This is a genomic window from Serratia sp. CY82433 (genome assembly GCF_052166535.1).
Classification (GTDB): Bacteria; Pseudomonadota; Gammaproteobacteria; order Enterobacterales; family Enterobacteriaceae; genus Serratia; species Serratia sarumanii.
In genome coordinates this window covers 61,755-84,488 of record NZ_JBJNOR010000005.1, presented here as the reverse complement: position 1 = coordinate 84,488, position 22,734 = coordinate 61,755, and the positions used below count along the sequence as shown (strand labels likewise).

The following is a 22,734-nucleotide window of genomic DNA, read 5'->3' as shown; positions in this document are numbered from 1 at the left end:
GGATAAGACGCTTCATTGGGCGCAACAGGGGAAAACGCGCGTCATTATAGAGAATCCTCGCCGCCGACGAAACCGTTTGCGTAGGGATAATTGATAAAAGCGTGCCGCACCGTCGAATTGTCATAACGTGTCAATAAAGTTGCACACTGGCGTTTTGTTGCGCAAAATGCCCCCGCACTGGTGATTTAACCATGAGAAAAGTCGCGGTTATCGTCGCCGGCGTACCTGTGCCACCACTGGATAACTATTTGAAACGTCTTAAAATAAACTACATCCTCATCGGCGTTGTCACCCTGCTTCTGGCTCTCGCGCTGTGGCCCAATATCACCTGGCGCAGCGGCCCGGGCGGGCAACTCCAGGAGATCATTTCCCGCGGCGAGTTGCGTATCAGCACGCTGAATTCACCGCTGACCTATTTCAACACCAAGCAAGGGCCGGGTGGGCTCGACTACGAACTGGCCAAGCGCTTCGCCAACTACCTCGGGGTGAAGCTGGTGGTGATCCCCCATCAGAACATCAATGACCTGTTCGACGATCTGGACGACGACGATGCCGACCTGCTGGCGGCCGGCCTGATCTACAACCAGGAACGCCTCAGCCGCGCGCGCACCGGCCCGGCCTACTACTCCGTTTCCCAACAGCTGGTGTATCGGCTGGGCACCCCGCGGCCGAAAAGTTTCGCCGACATTAAAGGCAAGCTGGCGGTCGCTTCCGGTTCCGCGCACGTCAGCACGCTAAAGCAGCTCAAACAGGATAAATACCCTGATCTCGCCTGGGAGTCCTCCAGCGATCTCACCTCCAAAGAGCTGCTGGAGCGGGTGGCCGACGGCAAGCTGGACTACACCCTCGGCGATTCGGTGACCATCGCGCTGCTGCAGCGCATCCATCCACAGCTGGCGGTGGCGTTCGACGTCACCGACGAAGAGCCGGTCACCTGGTATCTGAAACGCGACGGCGACGACAGCCTGTACGCGGCGATGCTGGACTTCTACAGCCAGATGGTGGACGACGGCACCCTGGCGCGGCTCGAAGAGAAATACCTCGGCCACGTCGGCAGCTTCGACTATGTGGACACCAAAACCTTCCTGTCGGCCATCGACTCGGTGCTGCCCAACTTCCGCCCGCTGTTCGAGAAGCACGCCAACGAGATCGACTGGAAGCTGCTGGCGGCCATCGCCTATCAGGAATCGCACTGGAATCCGCAGGCCACCTCACCCACCGGCGTGCGCGGCCTGATGATGCTGACCCGCGCCACTGCCGACGGCCTCGGGGTCAACGACCGCCTCGATCCGGAAGAGAGCATTCAGGGCGGCGCCCTTTACCTGCAGCGGCTGATGGCCAAGGTGCCGGACAGCGTGCCGGAAGACGAGCGCATCTGGTTCTCGCTGGCGGCTTACAACATGGGCTGGGGCCACATGCTGGACGCGCGCAAGCTGACCAAGACGCAAAAAGGCAACCCGGACAGCTGGGTCGACGTCAAGCAGCGCCTGCCGATGCTCAGCCAGAAGCGCTACTACCCGCAGTTGACCTACGGCTATGCGCGCGGGCGTGAAGCCTACAACTATGTAGAAAACATTCGCCGCTACCAGGTCAGCCTGGTGGGCTATCTGCAGGAAAAAGAGAGAAAGGCAGCGCAAGCGGCCGCCGAGCAGGAGGCGTTGGGGAAAGGCTACCCGACGGTGATGCCGGAACTGGCGCTCAACTACTGATTATTCCGGCTTATCCGCCGCCCGCTGCGCCAGCCTGAGCGCTTTTTTCTGTTCGCGGCGCAGGCGGAAGAAATTGCTCAGGGTGGCGGCGCACTCCTCCGCCAGCACGCCCGAGACGATCTCCACCTGATGGTTCATGCCCGGATGGCGCAAAATGTCCACCAGCGAACCGGCCGCGCCGGTTTTCTCGTCGGCGGCGCCATACACCAACCGGCGGATGCGGCTGTGCACCATCGCCCCGGCGCACATCACGCAGGGCTCCAGCGTGACGTACAGCGTGGCGTTCAGCAGACGGTAGTTTTGCAGCACCGCGCCGCCCTGGCGCAGCGCCATGATCTCGGCGTGTGCGGTAGGATCGTGTCGGCCGATCGGGCGGTTCCAGCCCTCGCCGATGACCTGATTGTCCAGCACCAGCAGCGCACCCACCGGCACCTCGCCCTCTTCCTGCGCGCGCAGGGCCAGCTGCAATGCCTGACGCATCCAGTACTCATCGTTATATTCAGTCATCGCATAATTCCTCGTGCGCTTTTGCGGCGGGCATTATACACACTAGCCCTCCTTTGTCGTAGCCGCCCGCCAATGGCTATACTGGCCGAATCAGCATGTGATTCAGGGACAAGAAGCATGAAACTCAGTAAAAAGAACGCGGTCGTGGTGCGCAAGGCGCTGGACGGCTGGGTGGGAGAAGGCGCCTTGACGGCCGAACAACGGCAGCAGCTGCTGCAGCATGTGGCCGTGCAGCCTTTCGACTGGCGGCGGCTGGCGCGCTATGCGTTTCTCGCCGCGCTGGCCTCGCTGCTGATCGCCGTCACCAGCCTGTTCGCCGACAGCGAACTGCTTGCATGGCTCAGCGGACTGTTCCGCTTCGACGCGCCGGTGCGCATGGCGATCGCCGGCGTACTGGCGGCACTGGCCTACGTCTGGGCGCTGCGTCGCCGCCGGCGCCACCCGGAAAAACGCTACGGCAATGAGGCGGCGCTGTTTGTCGCCGTGTTGCTTACCGCCTGCGCCTTATGGCAACTGGGGGTCTGGCTGGATAACGGCAGCGGCCGGGTTTCCGTGCTGCTGCTGTTCGCCGCGCTGCTGTACGGCGCGATCGGCTGGTTCAGCCGCTCCGGGTTGGTATGGTGGTTCGCCCTGCTGTCGCTCGGCAACGCCTTCGGCGCCGAGACCGGCTACCTGTCCGGCTGGGGCGCCTACTGGCTCGGCATGAGCTACCCGATTCGTTTTATCGCCTTTGGCGCGGTGCTGATCGCCGCCGCGCTGCTGCTGCGGCCGCTGTTGGCGCAACGCGGCCTGCAGCGGGTGTCGCTGGCGATGGGCCTGCTGTATCTGTTTATCGCCCTGTGGCTGCTGTCTATCTTCGGCAACTACGGCGACCTCGACAGCTGGTACCGCGCGCGCCAGATCGAGCTGTTCCACTGGAGCCTGCTGTTCGGGCTGGCCGCCCTCGCCGCCATTTGGCTGGGATTGAAGCATGACGACGCCATGCTGCGCGGCTTCGGGCTGACCTTCCTCGGCATTAACCTGTATACCCGCCTGTTCGAGTTTTTCTGGGACAGCATGCCGAAGGCGGTTTTCTTCGCGCTGCTCGGCCTGAGCTTGTGGGCACTGGGGCATTATGCGGAGAAGATTTGGCAGCTGGGGCGCAAGCCGCACGACGTGACCGACGACCGATCGCGGTACTGATAAAAACAGCAAGGGCGGAATCCTCCGCCCTTGGTTTATTCCAGCTGCTGCAGCTCGCCCTGCTTGCTTACCCGCCAGCGGTGCTCACAAAAGAACAGCAGCGGATTATCCTGCTTGCTGTCGCTGTAACCGCTGTACAACTTCAGCGGCGCACCGAGCCGCTGCTCCAGCTGCACCACTTTCTGCGCTCCCAGGCAGCGCAGGGTCAAGACCCAGCCGCCGCAGCGGCGCGTGATGCGGCTGCCGATCAACCGCACGCGCGGCAGAAACGCCGAGTCGCGATACACCTGCTCCACCAGCCGCTCCGGCGAGCCGGTGATCAGCCACACTTCAGCATCGTGCTCGTCCAGGTACTGCCGCAGCCGCATTTGCACCACCGGAAACGCGGTCACCTTCTGGCGGAAGGCCTCGATAAACTGCCGCTCCAGCGCCTTGAGCTTCGCTTCGGAGCGCCCGAAAGTAATCGCCCACAGCAGCAGGCTCATCGGCCAACGCGCGGCGCGCCCCAGCAGCAGCAGCGCCAGGCCGATCGGCGGCAGCACCGGTATCACCAGCAGCAGGTTCAGCGGCAAACGGCGCAGCAGAAAGCGCAAGAAACTGCCGAACATATCCTCCTGATGCAGGGTGCCGTCCAGATCGAAAAAGACCACGCGGCGCCCCTCTGCGGCCGGTTGTTGCTGCTTGTCGCTCAAACGCTACTCCTCGGGATCGTTGAACCCCATCATCCAGGTGAAGAGAAAACCGGCGACAATCGTAATCAGCATCCCCGCCAGATACAACATCACCTTACCTGAGACGATGGTCAACGCCAAAGGCAGCCCCGAAATGCCGAAGGTGATTACCGTCGCCACCTTCCAGTAGCTGATCAGCGCGCCGCCGACCGCCCCGCCGAGGCAGGCGCCGATAAACGGCCGCCCCAGCGGCAAGGTCACCCCGAAGATCAGCGGCTCGCCGATGCCGAGAATGCCGACCGGCAACGCCCCTTTGATCACCTTCTTCAGCCGCGCGTTGCGGGTCTTCAACAGCACCGCCAGCGCCGCCCCTACCTGCCCGACGCCGGCCATCGCCAGGATCGGCAGCAGCGGGTTGGAACCGTGCGCCTGCACCAGCTCGACGTGGATCGGCACCAGCCCCTGGTGCAGGCCGGAGAGCACCAGCGGCAGGAACAGCCCCGAGAGCAGCGCCCCCACCAGCAGCCCGCCCTTGTCGATCGCCAGATTGGCGCCGTGGGCGATGGCGTCGGAGATAATGCCGCCGATCGGCTGCAGAATCAGGATCGCCAGCGAGGCGGTGACCAGCGTGGTCAGCAATGGATTAAGGATCAGCTCAACCGATTCCGGCAGCAGCGCGCGCAGGCGTTTCTCCACCCAGCACATCAACGCCACCACCAGCAGCACGGCGATCACCCCGCCGCGCCCCGGCTGCAGCGCCTCGCCGAACAAGGTGATCTGCGCCAGCGCCGGGCTGGAGAGAATGCCCGCCATCACGCCGCCCATCGCCTGGGAGCCGCCGAACACCCGCGCGGCGTTGACCCCGACCAGAATGTTCATGATGGCGAACACCGCGCTGCCGAAGATCGCCAGCAACCCCAGCACGTTCGGGTAGTCCACCGCCAGTTGGCCGGCGATGTCGGGCCGTTTCAGCAGGTTGATGATGCCGGTGATCAGGCCCGAGGCGATAAACGCCGGGATCAGCGGAATAAAAACATCGGCCAGCTTTTTCAGCGCACCGCTCATCGGCGCAGCGTATTTTTGCTTGGCCTGCGCCTTGATGCGGGCCGCGTCACCGACGGCGACGACGGGCTGCGCGCTACCGCTCAGCAATGCGCGCATGGCGTCCACCACCTTGGCGGCGGCGCCCGGGCCAACGATAAACTGATGCTGCTCACCCTGTTTGATATAGCCCTTCACGCCGGACAGCTGCTTGAGAGCGGCCAGATCCAGACGCTGTTCGTCGCTGACCTCGACGCGCACCCGCGTCATGCAGTTCTCCAGTTTGAGGATATTGCCCTCGCCCCCCACGCCCGCCAGGATCTGTGTCGCCAATGCCGTTGTCTTGTCCATCGCCGCCCCCACCGTGAGTTAACGCGCCAGCGCCGCGCGCAGGTAGCCGTCGTGCCGCTGCAGCCGCTGCTGCGCCTCTTCGGCGCTGACGCCGGCCAGAATCATCAGTATCGCCGGCTTGACCTCGAAGCCGGTCTGCGCCAGCGCCGCCTCGGCCTGAGCGCGTTCGGCGCCGGTGGCCTCCACCACGATGCGGCAGGCGCGATCCACCAGTTTGACGTTGGTGGCCTTCACGTCCACCATCAGGTTCTGATAGACCTTGCCCAGCTTAACCATCGCGCCGGTCGACAGCATGTTGAGCACCAGCTTCTGCGCGGTGCCGGATTTCAGGCGCGTCGAACCGGTCAGCGCCTCCGGCCCCACCACCGGTGAAATCGCCACCTGCGCTTCGTGCGCGATCGGCGAATCCGGGTTGCAGGAGATGGCCGCCGTCGGGCAGCCCAGCCCGCGCGCATAGCGCAGTGCGCCAATCACATAAGGCGTGCGCCCTGAGGCCGCCAACCCCACCACCATATCGACGGCGGTGAGGTTCAGCGCCCGGAGATCGGCTTCGCCCAGGGCTTCGTCGTCTTCCGCCCCCTCCACCGCCTTGAGCAGTGCGCCCGGCCCGCCGGCGATCAAGCCCACCACCACGCCGTGCGGCACGCCGAAGGTCGGCGGGCACTCGGAGGCATCCAACACCCCCAATCGGCCGCTGGTGCCGGCGCCCAAATAAATCAGCCGGCCGCCGGCCTTCAACGCCGCCGCGGCCAAATCGACCGCCTGCGCGATCGCCGGCAGCACCTTTTCGATCGCCTCCGGCACCTTGCGGTCTTCCTGGTTAAAGCAGCGGACCATCTCCAGCGTCGACATCTCATCCAGCCCCATGGTGGCCGGGTTGCGGGTTTCCGATACCAGTGCGCCTAAGTTCATCTGTTCACCTTTGAATTTTTAATTCACAAATTTAAATCAATATTTGAATATTTTATTCAACAAAGCGAGCGCTATTTGCTATTTTAACGACGAGCTCACAAAAATTTTCACCGCGCGTTTTCGCCGCCTGCGTGGCAAAATGGCCGCTGGTTTCCAGGGAAAGATCAATGAGTACCCTTCTGCGCATACGCCAGATGTATCCGACACTGGCGCAAAACGACCGCAAGCTGGCGGACTTTTTGCTGAACAACGCCGAGCAGGCGCGCCATCTCAGCTCGCAAAAGCTGGCCGAGCTGGCCGGCATCAGCCAGTCGAGCGTGGTGAAGTTCGCCCAAAAGCTGGGCTATAAGGGCTTTCCGGCGCTGAAGCTGGCGCTGAGCGAAACGCTGGCCCAGCCGCAGGCCGAGCCGGTGGTGACCGTTCACAACCACATCCTCAGCAGCGACACGCTGAAAATCGTCGGTGAAAAACTGCTGGCGGAAAAGCAGGCGGCGCTGCGCGCGACGCTGGACATCAACAGCGAAGAGCGGCTGCATCAGGCGCTGGACATGCTGCGCCAGGCGCGCCGGGTGATGCTGATCGGCATCGGCGCCTCCGGGCTGGTGGCCAAGGATTTCTCCTTCAAACTGCTGAAAATCGGCGTGATGGCAGTGGCCGAACCGGACATGCACGTCCAGCTGGCGGCGGTGCAGGCGCTGGACAAACGCGATCTGCTGCTGGCTATCTCTTTCAGCGGCGAACGGCGTGAAATCAATCTGGCGGCGGAAGAGGCGCGCCAGGCCGGCGCCAGGGTGCTGGCGCTGACCAGCTTCTCTCCCAACGGCCTGCAGCAGCGCGCGGACCACTGCCTCTATACCATCGCCGAAGAGCCCCACACCCGCAGCGCGGCCATCTCTTCCAGCACGGCCCAGTACGCCCTCACCGACCTGCTGTTTATGGCGCTGATCCAGCACGATCTCGATCATGCCCGCGATCGCATCAAACACAGCGAACAGTTAATGAAAAAGTTGGTTTGAGGCGTATAATGGCGGCCGATAAAACGCCGCCAGCTCAATTATTTCCCTTCTCTGCATTCGAAAAATAATGTGCGGGCGGTGACTCGCTCAATTATCGTTCAATAATTGAGCATGCATGGACAGCATTATTTAACGATACCATTATGAATACACACACTGTTATTTTAGATAAGTTGCGGCACTCCGTGGCTCACCCGACCCTGCGCACTTTTTTATTTTACGCCATTATTGCTTTGATATTGATCAAAGCGATGGGATACAGCGGTGGAAAAGGCATTGATATTCTTTTTATTGCACTTATCTTGCTATTATTATCTAATCATTCGCTTACCCGCTACGGCCTGATTATTCCGTTTATTCTGCTGTGCGCGCTGTATGCGCCGGTCGGTGCCATTTACGGGTCTCCGTCAGCGGCCGTGGTGTCTGCCCTGCTGCAAACCAACAGTACAGAAGCGAGTGAGTTCCTGCATACCCTCCCAGCCAGGTGTTATCTGCTGCCTGTCGTAATATTTACCATGCTTATTATTTTAAAAAGGTTTATTTGGCGACAAGCACTACCAAAAAAAATCATATTGCCTTTGCTGGCGTTATTTGCGGTTATCGTCATCACCAGAATATTCAGCGGTGGCTTGGTTAAGCTTAAATTACCTGACTTCTTTTTATCCACCTACTCCGCTTACGATCAATATCAACAGCAAATTGATGAATTAAACACCGGCGTTTCAGAACCGTACTCTTGGTCGTTCACCTCTGGCGCACCGAAGAATGAAAACTATGTCATTATCGTCGGCGAAAGTATGCGCAGGGATCATATGTCCTTATTTGGTTATCCGGTGTCCACTACACCGTTTCTGGATAATGCCAAGGGACGGTTTTACAGTAATTATATTTCCACCGCGCCGAATACATTCGAATCGCTCCCCCGCACGCTGGCTTTAAGCAACGGCCACAGCATTGCCCTCGGAGATAATATCATCACCCTGGCAAAAGCCGCCGGCCTCAATACCCACTGGCTGTCCAATCAGGGCATGTTCGGGCAATTCGATACGCCGGTATCAAAAATCGCTATGTTCAGCGATAACCATTACTTCCTGAAGAAAGGCGACTATCAATCGCGCAACACCGATGATGATGCACTGCTGCCGATATTTGACCAATTATTGAGCCGCCAGGGGCAAGGCAACCTTTATGTGCTGCATCTGATGGGCTCGCACGCCGACTTTTGCGAGCGGCTTAACGGCGAACCGCCGAGCGTCGAGTCGCCGAATAAGGAGCTGGCCTGCTACCTCTCTACCTATCGCAAGACTGATCGTTTTATCGAGCAGGTTTATCACAGTCTGAAACAGACCGGCGCGCCGTTTAAACTGTTCTATTTCTCCGATCACGGTCTTTCCCATAAGGATATCGGCGGCATACGTTCTCTGCGTCACAGCGGCGATACCCGGCAGAATTACCAGGTGCCGTTGCTGGTGCTGAGCGATCGCGACCAACAGCACCAGATCATTGATGATCCCTTGAGCGCGTTCGATTTTATCGGGTTGTTTGCTCAAGAGGCGGGAATACGGGTTACCCATCCGGAGGTGATGCCTACGATGCGTATGGCGGATACCGATAAGCGCTGGGTGTTTGACGGGCAGAGAAGGGTTGATTTCGATCAGCTGGCTGACGACCCACCTGAGTTACCCTAAGCGATAAGATGACGAAAAAACGCCCGCCGCGCGGCGATTCTATGATAGATTGCGCGCCAGCCCGAGCACACCGATGGAAAGATAACTGACAATGGCACTGCTGATTACCAAGAAATGCATCAACTGCGACATGTGCGAGCCGGAATGCCCGAACCAGGCGATTTCGATGGGCGATGAGATTTATCAGATCGATACCGATCGCTGCACCGAGTGCGTCGGCCATTACGATACGCCGACCTGCCAGCAGGTTTGCCCGATCGACAACACCATCATCACCGATCCGCAGCATCGCGAGACCAACGAACAGCTGTGGGACAAGTTCGTGGTGCTGCACCACGCCGATCGCATTTAATTTGCCGCAGGACTGACAAGGGCGCCACAGGCGCCCTTGCTATTTTCAGCTTTCGACGATCACCGTCGCGCAGGCGTAGCGCCGTTCATCGGCCAGCGAAACGTGGATCGCGGTGACCCCCATCTCCCCGGCCAGCTCGGCGGCGCGGCCGTGCAAACGAATATTCGGCTTGCCCAGCGCATCGTTGAACACTTCGAACTGATTGAACGCCAGGCCATTGCGAATGCCGGTGCCGAACGCCTTGGCGGCGGCCTCTTTCACCGCGAAACGTTTGGCCAGAAAGCGAATCGGCTGCTGGTGCTGCTGATACAGCGCCCACTCGGCGTCGCTCAGCACGCGGCGCGCCAGGCGATCGCCGCTGCGCTCCACCACCGCTTCGATACGCGCCATCTCAACGATGTCGGTTCCCAGCCCGAGCACCGCCATTACCGGCGCGCTTCCCGCATCAGCACTTTCATGTCGGCAACCGCGGCCGGCAGCCCGCTCATCACCGCCTGGCCGATAATCGCATGGCCGATGTTCAGCTCGTGCATCTCCGGCAGCGCGGCGATCGGCTGCACGTTGTGGTAGGTCAGGCCGTGGCCGGCGTTGACCTTCAGCCCCTTCTCGGCCGCGTAGGCGGCGGCTACCGCGATGCGGCGCAGCTCGGCCTGTACCGCCAGCTCGCCCTGCGCTTCGGCGTAGGCGCCGGTGTGGATTTCGATATAGGGTGCGCCCACCGCCACCGCCGCGTCAATCTGACGATGATCGGGATCGATGAACAGCGAGACCAGAATGCCCGCCTGCGCCAGGCGCTCAACCGCCACGCTCATTTTGTCCAGCTGGCCGGCGACGTCCAGGCCGCCTTCGGTGGTCACTTCTTCGCGCTTTTCCGGCACCAGGCAGCAGAAATGCGGCTTCAGCTCAATGGCGATATCCAGCATCTCGTCGGTCACCGCCATCTCCAGATTCATGCGCGTCTGGATGGTCTGGCGCAGCAGGCGCACGTCGCGGTCGGTGATGTGGCGGCGGTCTTCGCGCAGATGCACGGTAATGCCGTCGGCCCCCGCCTGTTCGGCAATGAATGCCGCCTGAACCGGATCCGGGTATTGGGTTCCGCGCGCGTTACGTAACGTGGCGATGTGATCGATATTGACGCCCAGCAGCAAATCAGCCATGACAACCTCTAAATACGATTTTCAGTGCCAGCAGTTTACACGCGGGCGCAAGGCGGCAAAAGGGGAAAAGGTCAGGCGTCGTCGACCGGCGTATTCGGCTGTTTGCGCACGAACTGGCGGAACAGTTCGCGGCTCTTCAACGGCTTGCCGCCGAGGTAGGGTTTCAGCGCCATACGGGTGAAACGCTTGGCGGCGCGCAGCGTCTCGGCATCGGGAAACTGCCGCTCCGCCAGCGCGCGCAATTCGCGCCCGGTGAAGCTGTAGTGATCCACCACCAGGCTGGCGATGAAGCCTTTCTCTTCGCGATAGCGATAGGTCATGGCATCATCCACCGGCAGGCCGCTGCCGGCGCAGTGCAGGAAATCGAGGCCGTAACCCAGGTGGTGCAGCAAGGCCAGCTCGAACTGGCGCAGCGCCTGCTCCGGCGAGCTGTCTTCCGCCGCCAGCGCCTGCAGGCATTGCAGATAGTCGAAGAACAGCACCGAATAGTTGGTTTCCTGCTCGAGCACGCGCGCCAGCAGTTCGTTCACGTACAGGCCGCTGTAAAGCATCATGCCGCTGAGGGGTAAACCGAGGGAGACCGCTTCAGCGTTGCGCAGCGTTTTCACTTCGCCGCGGCCGCCCCAGCGCACTAACAGAGGAGTAAAGGGCTGCAGGCAACCCTTCAGATTGGAGCGGCGGCTGCGCGCGCCTTTCGCCAGCAAGCGCACCCGCCCATGACCTTCGGTAAACAGATCCAGCATCAGACTGGTTTCACTGTACGGCCGCCCATGCAGGACGAAAGCGCGCTCCCAGCCGTCCACGGATCGTTACTTCAGATCGTCAACATAGCCCAGGCTGCGCAGCGCACGTTCGTCGTCCGCCCAACCGGATTTCACTTTCACCCACAGCTCGAGATGCACTTTGGCGTCGAACATCTGTTCCATGTCCTGGCGCGCTTCGATGCCGATGGTTTTGATCTTGGCGCCTTTGTTGCCGATGACCATTTTCTTCTGGCCTTCGCGCTCGACCAGGATCAGGCCGTGCACATCGTAGCCGCCGCGATCGTTGGCCACGAACTGTTCGATTTCTACCGTCACCGAGTACGGCAGCTCTTCGCCCAGGAAACGCATCAGCTTCTCGCGGATGATCTCGGAGGCCATAAAGCGCTGTGAGCGATCGGTGATGTAGTCTTCCGGGAAGTGGTGTTCCGCTTCCGGCAGCAGCTTGCGCACGATGCCGGCGATGGTGTCGACGTTCATGCCTTTTTCGGCGGAGATAGGCACCACGTCGAGGAAGTTCATCTGCTGGCTGAGGAACGCGATGTGCGGCAACAGCTTGGATTTGTCGGTGACGTTATCGACCTTGTTGATCGCCAGCAATACCGGGCAGCGCAGGCTGCGCAGCTTGTTGACCACCATTTCGTCGTCGGCGGTCCAGTTGGTGCCTTCGACCACGAAGATCACCAGTTCGACGTCGCCGATCGAACTGCTGGCCGCGCGGTTCATCAAGCGGTTGATGGCGCGTTTTTCTTCGATGTGCAGCCCTGGGGTGTCGACGTAGATCGCCTGATAGGCGCCATCGGTGTCGATGCCCATAATGCGGTGACGGGTCGTCTGCGGCTTACGCGACGTAATGGAAACCTTCTGCCCCAGCAGTTGGTTCAGCAACGTCGATTTGCCCACGTTCGGGCGGCCGACGATGGCGATAAACCCGCAGTGTTGTTTTACTTCGCTCATTCAAGCTCCAGCTTTTTCAGCGCTTGTTCCGCTGCCGCCTGCTCGGCTTTACGGCGGCTCGAGCCGGTGCCCACCACGGGCTCGCTCAAACCACTCACCTGGCAGTGGATGGTAAACTCTTGGTCGTGCGCTTCACCGCGAACCTGCACCACCAAATAAGAAGGCAACGGCAGATGACGCCCCTGCAAAAACTCCTGCAGACGGGTTTTCGGGTCTTTCTGCTTATCACCGGGGCTGATTTCGTCCAACCGGCTGCGATACCAGTCCAAAATCAGACGCTCGACGGTCTGGATATCGCTGTCCAGGAACACGCCGCCGATCAATGCCTCCACCGTATCCGCCAGGATTGACTCGCGGCGGAACCCACCACTTTTCAATTCGCCCGGCCCAAGCCGCAGACATTCGCCCAGGTCAAACTCGCGCGCCATCTCCGCCAGCGTGTTGCCGCGCACCAGCGTGGCGCGCATGCGGCTCATATCGCCCTCGTCGACGCGAGGAAAGCGGTGATAGAGCGCATTGGCGATGACAAAGCTCAGAATCGAGTCACCCAGAAACTCAAGACGTTCATTGTGTTTACTGCTGGCGCTGCGGTGAGTCAAAGCCTGCAGTAAAAGCTCCTGCTGTTGAAAAGTGTAGCCCAGCTTCCGCTGCAGCCTGTTTATTACGATGGGGTTCATGAGTTACCAATAGATCAAGAATGCGTCAAAAACTTGCAGCATACGGAACAGGCCTGCTTCGCCGAAAGCCGATCCAAAGCTGTTTCGTTTGCAGTGGCTCCCAGCAGGGGCCAACTTTTTATCGCTCGAGAAAGTATTCTACAACGAGTGGAAACATAATGCTGTGTTTTATATCCCCTTAATCTTTCACGCCGCAGTAGGCTGCGGCGTGAAATTAACAGGGAATCAGTCAGCGATTAATGAATGCCGCCGATCCGGCTGAAACGCACGCCGGTAGGCCACTCACCTTCCTGCTTTTCAAAGCTCATCCAGATGGCCGTGGCTTTACCCACCAGATTCTTCTCCGGCACAAAGCCCCAGTAACGGCTGTCCGCGCTGTTGTCGCGGTTGTCGCCCATCATGAAGTAATGCCCGGCCGGCACCACCCACTCCGCCAGCGGTTTGCCCGGCTGTTGGTAGTAAGCGCCCACCCGATCCTGCGCGTCCGGCACGGTCAGGATACGATGCGTGACGTTGCCGAGGCTTTCCTGGCGCTCGCGCATGCGAATGCCGCCCGGCGGCACGTTATCGCTCAGCGGGATCTGGTAGAAGCCGTTGCTGGCCTCGCCCATGCCGCTGCGGCTGAACAACTGCACGAAGTCGCTCGGCTGCGCGTCGGCGTAGGTCACCGCCAGCGCGGTATCGCAGGACTGCCCACTGTTGCAGGACGGCTGCACCGTAACGCGCTTATTCACCGGATCGTAAGTAATACGGTCGCCCGGCAGGCCGATCACGCGCTTGATATAATCCAGTTTCGGATCCAGCGGATATTTAAATACCGCAATATCGCCGCGCTTCGGATGGCCGGTTTCAATGAGCGTGGTCTGGGTAATCGGATCTTTAATGCCGTAGGCATATTTCTCCACCAGAATGAAATCGCCAATCAACAGCGTCGGCATCATTGAGCCGGACGGGATCTGGAACGGTTCGTAAATAAACGAACGCACCACAAAGACCAGCAGCAGCACCGGGAACACCGATGCGCCGGTCTCCACCCAGCCTGGCTGCTTCGCCACTTTCGCCAGCGTTTTATCGTCTACGGCGCCCGCGGTCTGTGCGTTGACCGCCGCGATCTTCGCGCGGCGGGCCGGCGCCCATTTGAAGCGCTCGAAGCACCAGATGATCCCGGTGACCAGGGTGGCCAACGCCAGGATCAGGGCAAACATATTCGCCATGCAAACTCCCTCGTTTCGCGAACTCGTCGCGGTTACTTGCCGTCTTTACCGACGTGCAGAATGGCCAGGAACGCTTCCTGCGGCAGTTCGACGTTGCCGACCTGCTTCATGCGTTTCTTACCGTCTTTCTGTTTCTGCAGCAGCTTTTTCTTACGGCTGACGTCACCGCCGTAGCATTTCGCCAGCACGTTTTTACGCAGCTGCTTCACGGTGGAACGCGCGATGATGTGCGTGCCGATCGCCGCCTGAATCGCGATGTCGAACTGCTGACGCGGGATCAGATCTTTCATCTTCTCCACCAACTCACGGCCGCGATACTGCGAGTTGTCGCGGTGAGTGATCAGCGCCAGCGCATCCACGCGCTCGTTGTTGATCAGCACGTCCACGCGCACCATGTCGGAGGCCTGGAAGCGCTTGAAGTTGTAATCCAGCGACGCATAGCCGCGCGACGTGGACTTCAGGCGGTCGAAGAAGTCGAGCACCACTTCCGCCATCGGGATTTCATAGGTCAACGCCACCTGGTTGCCGTGGTAGACCATGTTGGTCTGCACACCGCGCTTCTCGACGCACAGGGTGATGACGTTACCCAAGTATTCCTGCGGCATCAGCATGTGACATTCGGCGATCGGCTCGCGCAGTTCCTGGATGTTGTTCAACGGCGGCAGCTTGGACGGGCTGTCGACGTAGATCACTTCTTTGCCGGTGGTTTCCACTTCGTAGACGACCGTCGGCGCGGTGGTGATCAGATCCAGATCGTATTCACGCTCCAGACGCTCCTGAATGATCTCCATGTGCAGCAGGCCGAGGAAGCCGCAGCGGAAGCCGAAGCCCAGCGCGGTGGAACTTTCCGGTTCGTAGAACAGGGAGGCGTCGTTGAGGCTCAGCTTGCCCAGCGCATCGCGGAAGGACTCATAATCGTCGGAGCTGATCGGGAACAGACCGGCGTACACCTGCGGCTTCACTTTCTTGAAGCCCGGCAGCGCTTTATCCGCCGGCTGACGCGCCTGCGTCAGGGTATCGCCCACCGGCGCGCCGAGGATGTCTTTGATCGCACAGACCAGCCAGCCCACTTCGCCGCAGTTCAGCACGTCGCGATCGACCTGCTTCGGCGTGAAGATGCCCAGGCGGTCGGCGTTGTACACCTGGCCGGTGCTCATGACCTTGATCTTGTCGCCCTTGCGCAGCGTGCCGTTCTTGACGCGCACCAGAGACACGACGCCCAGGTAGTTATCGAACCAGGAGTCGATGATCAGCGCCTGCAGCGGCGCATCAGGATCGCCCTGCGGCGGCGGGATGTCGCGCACCAGGCGCTCCAGCACGTCGGGCACGCCGACGCCGGTTTTGGCCGAGCAGCGCACCGCATCGGTGGCGTCGATGCCGACGATGTCTTCAATTTCCTGCGCGGCGCGATCCGGATCGGCGGCCGGCAGGTCGATTTTGTTCAGCACCGGCACCACTTCCAGATCCATTTCGATCGCGGTGTAGCAGTTGGCCAGCGTCTGGGCTTCGACGCCCTGACCGGCATCCACCACCAGCAGCGCGCCTTCGCAGGCCGCCAGCGAGCGGGAAACTTCATAGGAGAAGTCAACGTGGCCGGGGGTGTCGATAAAGTTGAGTTGATAGGTCTGCCCATCCAGCGCCTTATAATCCAGCGTCACGCTCTGCGCTTTGATGGTGATGCCGCGCTCGCGCTCCAGATCCATGGAATCGAGCACCTGCGCGGCCATTTCACGGTCAGACAAGCCACCGCAGATTTGGATAATGCGGTCAGACAGCGTCGACTTACCGTGGTCAATATGGGCAATAATGGAGAAATTTCGTATATGCTTCATTATAAAAGTTTTTCTGCCTTGGTATTTCTGAATTACTCGCCTATAGAAACCCGCATGGACCTAAAGCGACAGTGAATGGGTTAGGCCGTCTTGCACCTGAATCGCTGCATTCTACATGCCACACCACTGAAAACCTAGCGATCGGTGCAGTGAAGGCATTCTATTATGCGCCGCTAAATGTTACAGGGCGCCCCGGCGGGTGAAAACAGATGTTAACGCGGACGATACGGCCTGAACCCAAGGCTTGCCGATGATTCGTGGCCACCAAACTCCGGCGCTAATACATAACCGGCCGCAGCGCAATAAACCCTCTCCGAAATTCTAAAAAAAGAATATTTGGATCAACCTCTTAGATTTCCATCTCACCCCTCTTCCTTTAGGAAAAACCCCATATACGCCACCACCGCCCCTCGGATAGAAAGGGCATGAACTCCGCGACAAAACATTATTCAGGGCACTACATCGGCAGCCCACCGGGGTTCACCAGCATATATCCGTACGTTGATTGGAAGGTGCATTATGATCGATAAAGGGCAAATGCTGAGCCGGCACGATTTTTCAAAGGTCAACTGGGGCATTCTGGCGGCGGCGGCGCTGCTGTTTAGCGTGGGGGCGGCGCTGTTGGTGCTGCCGCTGCTGAGCAGCATTGATGAGAGCGAGGTCATCACGCTGTTGCAGGCCGGGGCGGGCACGATTTTACTCGGCTGTACGCTGCTGGCACTGCGGCACTATCTGCGCCCGACGCTGACCTATCGCCTGTACGAGCACGGCGTGCGGGTCTTTGACGGCCACCATCACAAAGAGCGCTTCATCCCGTTTGAGAAGATCGGCGATATCTATCGCTTTCGCGGCGGCCAGGCTTTTGGCGGGCTGTTTGACGTCACGGCGTTCCGCGCCGGCGCGGATCAGCCCTGGTGTACGGTTTTCAGCAATGTCGCCCATTCGTGGCGGCTGGCGGACGTGATCGTCGACCAACAGCTGCAGCAGCGCGGGCCGCTGGCGCTGAATGCGCTCTATCAAGGGGAGACGGTGTCGTTTCACACCGTTGAGGGCGACGCGCGCTGGCTGTGGCAACTGCTGCTCGGCAAGCGGCAAGGCACGCCGACCGAAACGTTGCGGCTGAGCGCCACCTTGCTGACCACGGAGCGGGGCAACGTGCCGCTCGAGCAGATCCGCGCGGTGGAAAACCATCCACAGCGCGGCATCCGTTTGCTCGACGGCCAGGGAAATGTGCTGTTCGCGATTAACTACGATTCGCTGCTCAGCGCCGATCTGTTCATCGCGCTGCTGGAGCATATGATCCACAACCGCATCCCCGCCTATCACAACCCGGCGATGACGCGGCCGTCGGTTTAAATCAGCGGGGAATTTTCCGCCTGCATGCGCATCGCGGTAGGCGGCAACCCAATCTGCAGCACCACCGGCTGATAATCGGCCTGCTCGCCCAGACGCCGGGCCAACCGGCGCGCCAGCATAAAGGCCGCCGCGCCGCCCAGTACGGCGCCGACGGCCGCCGAGGCGTCGCTGCCGAAACAATATTGCAGCAACGTGCCGCCCAGCATCATGCCCAGCAGCGGCGTCAGGTAAACCAGCATGGCGGAGCGCAGCAGGCTGCCTTCCGCAATGCCGACTTCAACGCGCTGCCCCGGTTCGAGCGGCTGATCGATATGCACCTGCAGCTGATGCTCGGTTTCCGGCACCAGCTCGTTCAGCGCGCGCGCGCCGCAGCCGGAACGCGCGGTGCAGCTGCCGCAGCCGGCCTTGGGTTCACAGCGCAGCAGCGCTACGCCCTGTTGCCACGAAACCACCGTGGCCCACTCTTTCATCATTGCGGCGATACCTTGAAAGAAATGCTGTCGGCGATGCGCTTGGCCGTAGCCGGCGGCAATTCGCCCACGATAGTGATTTCGTTGCCCGCGCGCACTTCGGTCTGAATGGTGCGGCGCCCCTGACGGTAGTATTGCTGCCCGGCTCCGCTGCCCGCCGGGCTGACGTTGACCGAGAAGCTGAACAGGCCGTCGCTGTAGAGCCGGGATTCAACCGGCACGGCGACGTTCGGCAATTTGCGGCGATTGCGCGCCACCTCGTCCACCCCGGCCGGCAGCCAACCGGTGCTCCAGCTGAGCTTGACGTTTTCCACCGCCGGCAGCGACAGCAGCGGCGGCAGGTTGGCTTTGAGCAGCCCCTGCATCGCGCCCTGCACGTCGGCGCCGACCGCGAAGGAGATCACCCGATATTGCTCCAGCGTTTCGCCGTCGCGATCGAGCAGATCCACCCGCAGCGGCAGCTTGGTGTCCTCGTCCATCCAGACGATATAGCTGTAGCGGGAACCGTCGCGCGCCACCACGCGCAGCACTTCACACGGCCGATCGGCGATGCGGGTGCTGCCCACGGAGATAAAGTCGTAGTACTTGGCCAGGCGGGTGAAATCGGCATAGACGATCGCCGGCAACGCATCGACGATGTGATCGCCGGTGAGCGTGAACGGCTCCAGGCCGGGTTCGAAGTAGCTGATCCCGCCGCCGCGCTGCAACACTTCGCGGCGCGGGCCGTCCATATGCAGCAGCTGGCCGAGCGGCACGTTGCCGATCACCGCATGGCGATAGCGCAACGACTCGATTCCCTGCTTGCTGATGCTGATGTAGGCGAGCTCGTAATTGAGAGAACGGCTGGCGCTGCTCATCTGTTGCAATAACGCCCCGGACGCAGTTGGCTGCGCCGGGGCGATGCTGGAATAGAGCAGGCTGCCCGTCAATAAACAAACGGAGAACCAGATTTGCTTCATTACTGCTGTTGCATTCCTAAAGACTGAGTTCCGGGAACCTGAATGGCGGCCTGTTGCGGGTTGCCTTGCTCAAGCTGCAGCTGATCCGAATGCAGGCGACGTTGCAGTTCATAGTCCTGCAGCATGGCGTTGATACGCTTGCGCTGTTCCTGCACCTGCTGCTGTTGGCCGCTGCCGGTGGAGAAACTGTCGGCCGGGACGCCCAGGCTGACCGGCGAGGCCTGGCCCATGATCGGCAGCGTGGTGAAGGCCGGCGATTCGGACGCGTTCGATGGCGCAGAAGGCTGGTTGTACTGCTGCACGCCGACGATCACCGCCAGCGACACGCAGGCCGCCATACCGATTTGCGTAATCTGGCTCGCCCAGGGACGCACTTTGTCCCAAAACGGCATTTTCTGCCAGGTGTGAGGCTGCGGCTGAGATTCCTGAACGGCGGAAGGCACCAGCCGGGCGGGTTCTTTCTCAAGTGCAGCGGCTACGCGATCGGCGATGTCGAGATGCATCACTTGCCCGACATCACCTCGCAGTGTGTCACGTATCAGGTGATAGCTCTGCCAGCTTTGTTGAAGCGTTCGATCTTGCGACAGAGAACTCAACAGCTCGCTGTCGAACGATTCACCATCCATCAGAGCGGAAAGCTTTTCTTTCTGCATGCCTAAGTACCCTTCCTGTGCCCGCCATTGCTAACGCTGGATCAGCGGTTGAACTTTATTATCGATAGCTTCCCGGGCGCGAAAAATACGCGAACGTACGGTTCCGACCGGGCAATCCATGATGGCGGCTATCTCTTCGTAGCTTAGACCATCCAACTCCCGCAGGGTAATCGCCATGCGAAGATCCTCGGGGAGCGACTCAATGGTACGGAAAACTATCTGTCTCAGCTCTTCTGACAACATTAAGTTCTCAGGGTTCGAAATTTCTTTCAGTGCGCCCGCACTTTCGTAATTTTCCGCATCGTTGGCGTCCACATCACTGGATGGCGGACGGCGCCCCTGAGCAACCAGATAATTCTTTGCCGTGTTCACGGCGATTCGATACAACCAAGTATAAAAAGCGCTGTCGCCACGGAACGATTCCAGTGCGCGATAGGCCTTGATAAACGACTCCTGCACCACATCGGGCACATCGCCCTGCGGCACATAGCGGGAAACGAGACTCGCCACCTTATGCTGATAGCGCACTACCAGTAGGTTAAACGATTTCTGATCGCCCTTTTGGACCCGCTCGACCAGAACTTGATCCGTTAACTGCTCGCTCATCCGAGGTAAACTCTCCCCAAATCCGTCTCCACGCGTAAAATTGTACTGCCAGCCATACATTATTTTCCTGAGCAAGCACTCGCTTGGAGTTCATATAGAACACGAAGTTCCATATAGCCATTGTTTTTTCTGTTGATGTCACCCTATCCGTGGCTTTTGCCCGGACAGTTAGGCTAACATGAAATTCACTCTTCTTCTGCACACATCATACGTTATGCAACCATCATCTGAACATGTAAGCGATGTACTGATCGTCGGCAGCGGCGCTGCGGGCCTGTCACTGGCGCTGCGCCTGGCACAGCATTGCAAGGTTACCGTTCTCAGCAAGGGGCCGCTCAGCGAGGGGGCCACCTTTTACGCCCAGGGCGGGATCGCCGCGGTGTTCGATGAGACGGACAGCATTGCCTCACACGTTGATGACACTTTGATTGCCGGCGCCGGCCTGTGCGACAAAGAGGCCGTCGAATTCATCGCCGGCAACGCGCGCCACTGCGTGCAGTGGCTGATCGATCAGGGCGTGCTGTTCGATACCGAGGTCAACGCGCAGGGCGAGGAGCATTATCACCTCACGCGCGAAGGCGGCCACAGCCATCGCCGCATCCTGCACGCCGCGGACGCGACCGGTAAGGAAGTAGAGACCACGCTGGTGGGGAAAGCAAGCGCTCACCCCAATATTTGCGTGATGGAGCGCCGCAACGCGGTTGACCTTATCACCTCGAACAAAATCGGCCTGCCGGGCACCCGCCGAGTGGTGGGCGCGTACGTCTGGAACCGCGAGATGGAGCGGGTGGAAACCTACCGCGCCAAAACGGTGGTGCTGGCGACCGGCGGCGCGGCCAAGGTATACCAATACACCACCAACCCGGACATCTCCTCCGGCGACGGCATCGCCATGGCCTGGCGAGCCGGCTGCCGGGTCGCCAACCTGGAGTTCAACCAGTTTCACCCGACCTGCCTGTTCCATCCGCAGGCGCGCAACTTCCTGCTGACCGAAGCGCTGCGCGGCGAAGGGGCTTACCTGAAGCGCCCGGACGGCAGCCGCTTTATGCCGGATTTCGACCCGCGCGGCGAACTGGCCCCGCGCGATATCGTCGCCCGCGCCATCGACCATGAAATGAAGCGCCTGGGCGCCGACTGCATGTACCTGGACATCAGCCACAAGCCGGCGGAGTTCATCACCCAGCACTTCCCGATGATCCACGAGAAGCTGCTGACGCTGGGCTTCGATCTGACCCGGCAGCCGATCCCGATCGTCCCGGCGGCGCACTACACCTGCGGCGGCGTGATGGTCGATCAGCACGGCCGCACCGATCTCGACGGGCTGTACGCCATCGGCGAGGTCAGCTATACCGGCCTGCACGGCGCCAACCGCATGGCGTCGAATTCGCTGCTGGAGTGCCTGGTGTACGGTTGGTCGGCGGCGGAAGACATTCTGCAGCGCCTGCCGTTCATTCAGCAGGCCAAACAGGTGCCGCACTGGGATGAAAGCCGGGTGGACGATGCGGACGAACGGGTGGTGATTCAGCACAACTGGCACGAGCTGCGGCTGTTCATGTGGGATTACGTCGGCATCGTGCGCACCACCAAGCGGTTGGAGCGCGCCCTGCGCCGCATCAACACCCTGCAGGCGGAAATCGACGAGTACTACGCTCACTTCCGCATCTCCAACAACCTGCTGGAGCTGCGCAATCTGGTGCAGGTGGCAGAGCTTATCGTGCGCAGCGCCATGGCGCGCAAAGAGAGCCGCGGCCTGCACTACACGCTGGACTACCCGGATCTGCTGCCGGAAGCGCTGCCGACCATTTTGCAGCCTTAAACGCTGCGACAGGGCGCCTAATCGGCGCCCTTTTCTTTTCAGTAGAACAGGTAGAAGTCAGCGATCAAATGGCGGAAATCGTCGGTGTAGCTGCCGTCGGCCTGCTTGATCGCCAGCGCCTGCGCCTGCAGCGGCGTTTCCCGCCGCGTCAGCGCCAGCAGCACCCGGTGCAGCGGCGTATCGGCCCGATCGCTGACGTTCACTTTCACCGCCGTATGCCAGCCGCTTTGCTGCGCCAGACGTTCGAATTCAGCGCCGATGTCGTGCGGCAGCACCACGCAAAACGTCCCCTGTTCCGTCAGCAGCTGCGCCGCACAGGCCAACAGCGCCTCGTGCGTCAGGGTTTCGGTGTAGCGCGCGTTGTGGCGCGCCTGGTCGCGGCAGGCCACCGCCGGCTCGAAATACGGCGGATTGCTGACTATCAGATCATACTCAGCGGCATGCCGCTGCGCATAATGGTGAATATCCTGCGCATGCACGCGGATGCGCTGCGGCCACGGCGATGCCGCCGCGTTTTCGCGCGCCTGGCCGGCGGCGGCTTCGTCCAGCTCCACCGCGTCAATGGTCACTTCGTCGCCGCTGCGCTGCGCCAGCATCAGCGCGATCAGCCCGCTGCCGCTGCCAATGTCCAGCACCCGGCGCGCCTGCCCCAGCGGCGCCCAGGCGCCGAGCAGCACCCCGTCGGTGCCCACTTTCATGGCGCAACGATCGTGGGCGACAAAGAATTGTTTAAAGGTAAAACCCCCGCGGCGCGGGGTAAAATCGGCTTTCGAACGCTTGCTCACTCTCACCACCTGGCTATAAAACTGGCGTAGCATAAGGCAATCTGATCGGCGGGAAAAGAGCG

The 22,734-nt window shown here is 60.6% G+C and carries 23 protein-coding genes; 7 read left to right on the top strand and 16 right to left on the bottom strand.

The genetic code is table 11. The features are described from left to right. Positions 1–248 precede the first annotated feature (248 nt). A complete protein-coding gene (gene mltF, locus ACJ8PI_RS20130) occupies positions 249–1,709 on the top strand; it encodes a membrane-bound lytic murein transglycosylase MltF (RefSeq protein WP_041036366.1) in 1,461 nt (486 codons plus the stop codon). Here mltF and tadA read toward each other — a convergent pair whose 3' ends face one another. Then, positions 1,710–2,216 (bottom strand): tRNA adenosine(34) deaminase TadA, encoded by a 507-nt coding sequence (gene tadA / locus ACJ8PI_RS20125; protein ID WP_033648933.1) that lies wholly within the window; start codon positions 2,214–2,216, stop codon positions 1,710–1,712. It lies immediately after the preceding gene. A 117-nt stretch (positions 2,217–2,333) separates the two neighbouring features. On the opposite strand from tadA, the gene ACJ8PI_RS20120 reads away from it, so the two are divergent. Then, on the top strand, positions 2,334–3,398 hold the full coding sequence (locus tag ACJ8PI_RS20120) for a DUF2157 domain-containing protein (RefSeq protein WP_060428986.1): 1,065 nt from the start codon (positions 2,334–2,336) through the stop codon (positions 3,396–3,398). Positions 3,399–3,433: 35 nt separating this feature from the next. On the opposite strand, the gene yfhb is transcribed toward ACJ8PI_RS20120, so the two are convergent. Genes yfhb through murQ form a run of 3 tightly spaced genes read right to left on the bottom strand, consistent with a single transcriptional unit; the run spans position 3,434 to position 6,373 of the window. After that, positions 3,434–4,090 carry a phosphatidylglycerophosphatase C gene (gene yfhb / locus ACJ8PI_RS20115; RefSeq protein WP_039568563.1) on the bottom strand — a complete coding sequence of 219 codons (657 nt, stop codon included), beginning with the start codon at positions 4,088–4,090 and terminating at the stop codon, positions 3,434–3,436. Positions 4,091–4,093: 3 nt separating this feature from the next. Then, a complete protein-coding gene (locus ACJ8PI_RS20110) occupies positions 4,094–5,461 on the bottom strand; it encodes a PTS transporter subunit EIIC (RefSeq protein WP_164134620.1) in 1,368 nt (455 codons plus the stop codon). A gap of 18 nt (positions 5,462–5,479) precedes the next feature. Further along, the gene (gene murQ, locus ACJ8PI_RS20105) at positions 5,480–6,373 is read right to left on the bottom strand and encodes an N-acetylmuramic acid 6-phosphate etherase (RefSeq protein WP_033648937.1); all 894 of its coding nucleotides are present in this window, start codon (positions 6,371–6,373) and stop codon (positions 5,480–5,482) included. Between the two features lie 167 nt (positions 6,374–6,540). Here murQ and ACJ8PI_RS20100 point away from each other — a divergent pair, with 167 nt between their 5' ends. The 3 genes from ACJ8PI_RS20100 (at position 6,541) to ACJ8PI_RS20090 (ending at position 9,429) form a co-directional block, all read left to right on the top strand. Continuing rightward, positions 6,541–7,389: a MurR/RpiR family transcriptional regulator gene (locus ACJ8PI_RS20100; protein WP_033648938.1), complete on the top strand. Its 849-nt coding sequence runs from the start codon at positions 6,541–6,543 to the stop codon at positions 7,387–7,389. Between the two features lie 143 nt (positions 7,390–7,532). Next, positions 7,533–9,077 carry a phosphoethanolamine transferase gene (locus ACJ8PI_RS20095; RefSeq protein WP_190296740.1) on the top strand — a complete coding sequence of 515 codons (1,545 nt, stop codon included), beginning with the start codon at positions 7,533–7,535 and terminating at the stop codon, positions 9,075–9,077. A gap of 91 nt (positions 9,078–9,168) precedes the next feature. After that, positions 9,169–9,429, top strand: a complete 261-nt coding sequence (locus ACJ8PI_RS20090; RefSeq protein ID WP_033635622.1) for a YfhL family 4Fe-4S dicluster ferredoxin — start codon at positions 9,169–9,171, stop codon at positions 9,427–9,429. 45 nt (positions 9,430–9,474) lie between these two features. Here the strand turns inward: ACJ8PI_RS20090 and acpS are convergent, their stop codons facing one another. The 7 genes from acpS to lepA all read right to left on the bottom strand — a co-directional run bounded on the left by acpS (position 9,475) and on the right by lepA (position 16,027). After that, positions 9,475–9,855: a holo-ACP synthase gene (gene acpS / locus ACJ8PI_RS20085; protein WP_004929169.1), complete on the bottom strand. Its 381-nt coding sequence runs from the start codon at positions 9,853–9,855 to the stop codon at positions 9,475–9,477. Further along, the gene (gene pdxJ, locus ACJ8PI_RS20080) at positions 9,855–10,586 is read right to left on the bottom strand and encodes a pyridoxine 5'-phosphate synthase (protein ID WP_025303943.1); all 732 of its coding nucleotides are present in this window, start codon (positions 10,584–10,586) and stop codon (positions 9,855–9,857) included. The genes acpS and pdxJ overlap by 1 nt, the downstream gene beginning before the upstream one ends. Before the next feature lie 71 nt (positions 10,587–10,657). Further along, entirely contained in the window at positions 10,658–11,389 is a 732-nt protein-coding gene (gene recO, locus ACJ8PI_RS20075) for a DNA repair protein RecO (RefSeq protein ID WP_004929165.1), read from the bottom strand. A gap of 6 nt (positions 11,390–11,395) precedes the next feature. Further along, positions 11,396–12,304 (bottom strand): GTPase Era, encoded by a 909-nt coding sequence (era, locus tag ACJ8PI_RS20070; protein WP_004929162.1) that lies wholly within the window; start codon positions 12,302–12,304, stop codon positions 11,396–11,398. Then, complete coding sequence (gene rnc / locus ACJ8PI_RS20065) at positions 12,301–12,981, bottom strand: ribonuclease III (RefSeq protein ID WP_004929158.1); 681 nt, start codon at positions 12,979–12,981, stop codon at positions 12,301–12,303. Before rnc ends, era begins: the two co-directional genes overlap by 4 nt. A gap of 236 nt (positions 12,982–13,217) precedes the next feature. Further along, positions 13,218–14,195 carry a signal peptidase I gene (lepB, locus tag ACJ8PI_RS20060; RefSeq protein WP_033635624.1) on the bottom strand — a complete coding sequence of 326 codons (978 nt, stop codon included), beginning with the start codon at positions 14,193–14,195 and terminating at the stop codon, positions 13,218–13,220. A gap of 32 nt (positions 14,196–14,227) precedes the next feature. Then, positions 14,228–16,027: a translation elongation factor 4 gene (lepA, locus tag ACJ8PI_RS20055; RefSeq protein WP_033648940.1), complete on the bottom strand. Its 1,800-nt coding sequence runs from the start codon at positions 16,025–16,027 to the stop codon at positions 14,228–14,230. Between the two features lie 519 nt (positions 16,028–16,546). On the opposite strand from lepA, the gene ACJ8PI_RS20050 reads away from it, so the two are divergent. Beyond that, complete coding sequence (locus ACJ8PI_RS20050; protein ID WP_033654302.1) at positions 16,547–17,383, top strand: hypothetical protein; 837 nt, start codon at positions 16,547–16,549, stop codon at positions 17,381–17,383. On the opposite strand, the gene rseC is transcribed toward ACJ8PI_RS20050, so the two are convergent. The 4 genes from rseC to rpoE are packed head-to-tail and all read right to left on the bottom strand — an operon-like array spanning position 17,380 to position 20,071. Next, on the bottom strand, positions 17,380–17,856 hold the full coding sequence (gene rseC, locus ACJ8PI_RS20045) for a SoxR-reducing system protein RseC (RefSeq protein WP_033635627.1): 477 nt from the start codon (positions 17,854–17,856) through the stop codon (positions 17,380–17,382). The genes ACJ8PI_RS20050 and rseC overlap by 4 nt on opposite strands. Further along, entirely contained in the window at positions 17,853–18,812 is a 960-nt protein-coding gene (gene rseB, locus ACJ8PI_RS20040) for a sigma-E factor regulatory protein RseB (protein WP_033635628.1), read from the bottom strand. The genes rseC and rseB overlap by 4 nt, the downstream gene beginning before the upstream one ends. Continuing rightward, a complete protein-coding gene (rseA, locus tag ACJ8PI_RS20035; RefSeq protein WP_016929795.1) occupies positions 18,812–19,465 on the bottom strand; it encodes an anti-sigma-E factor RseA in 654 nt (217 codons plus the stop codon). The genes rseB and rseA overlap by 1 nt, the downstream gene beginning before the upstream one ends. A gap of 30 nt (positions 19,466–19,495) precedes the next feature. Further along, positions 19,496–20,071, bottom strand: a complete 576-nt coding sequence (rpoE, locus tag ACJ8PI_RS20030) for an RNA polymerase sigma factor RpoE (protein ID WP_004929136.1) — start codon at positions 20,069–20,071, stop codon at positions 19,496–19,498. 214 nt (positions 20,072–20,285) lie between these two features. Here rpoE and nadB point away from each other — a divergent pair, with 214 nt between their 5' ends. Then, a complete protein-coding gene (gene nadB / locus ACJ8PI_RS20025; RefSeq protein WP_204350489.1) occupies positions 20,286–21,887 on the top strand; it encodes an L-aspartate oxidase in 1,602 nt (533 codons plus the stop codon). A gap of 38 nt (positions 21,888–21,925) precedes the next feature. On the opposite strand, the gene trmN is transcribed toward nadB, so the two are convergent. Next, positions 21,926–22,672, bottom strand: a complete 747-nt coding sequence (gene trmN, locus ACJ8PI_RS20020) for a tRNA(1)(Val) (adenine(37)-N(6))-methyltransferase TrmN (RefSeq protein ID WP_204350488.1) — start codon at positions 22,670–22,672, stop codon at positions 21,926–21,928. Between the last annotated feature and the right edge of the window lie 62 nt (positions 22,673–22,734).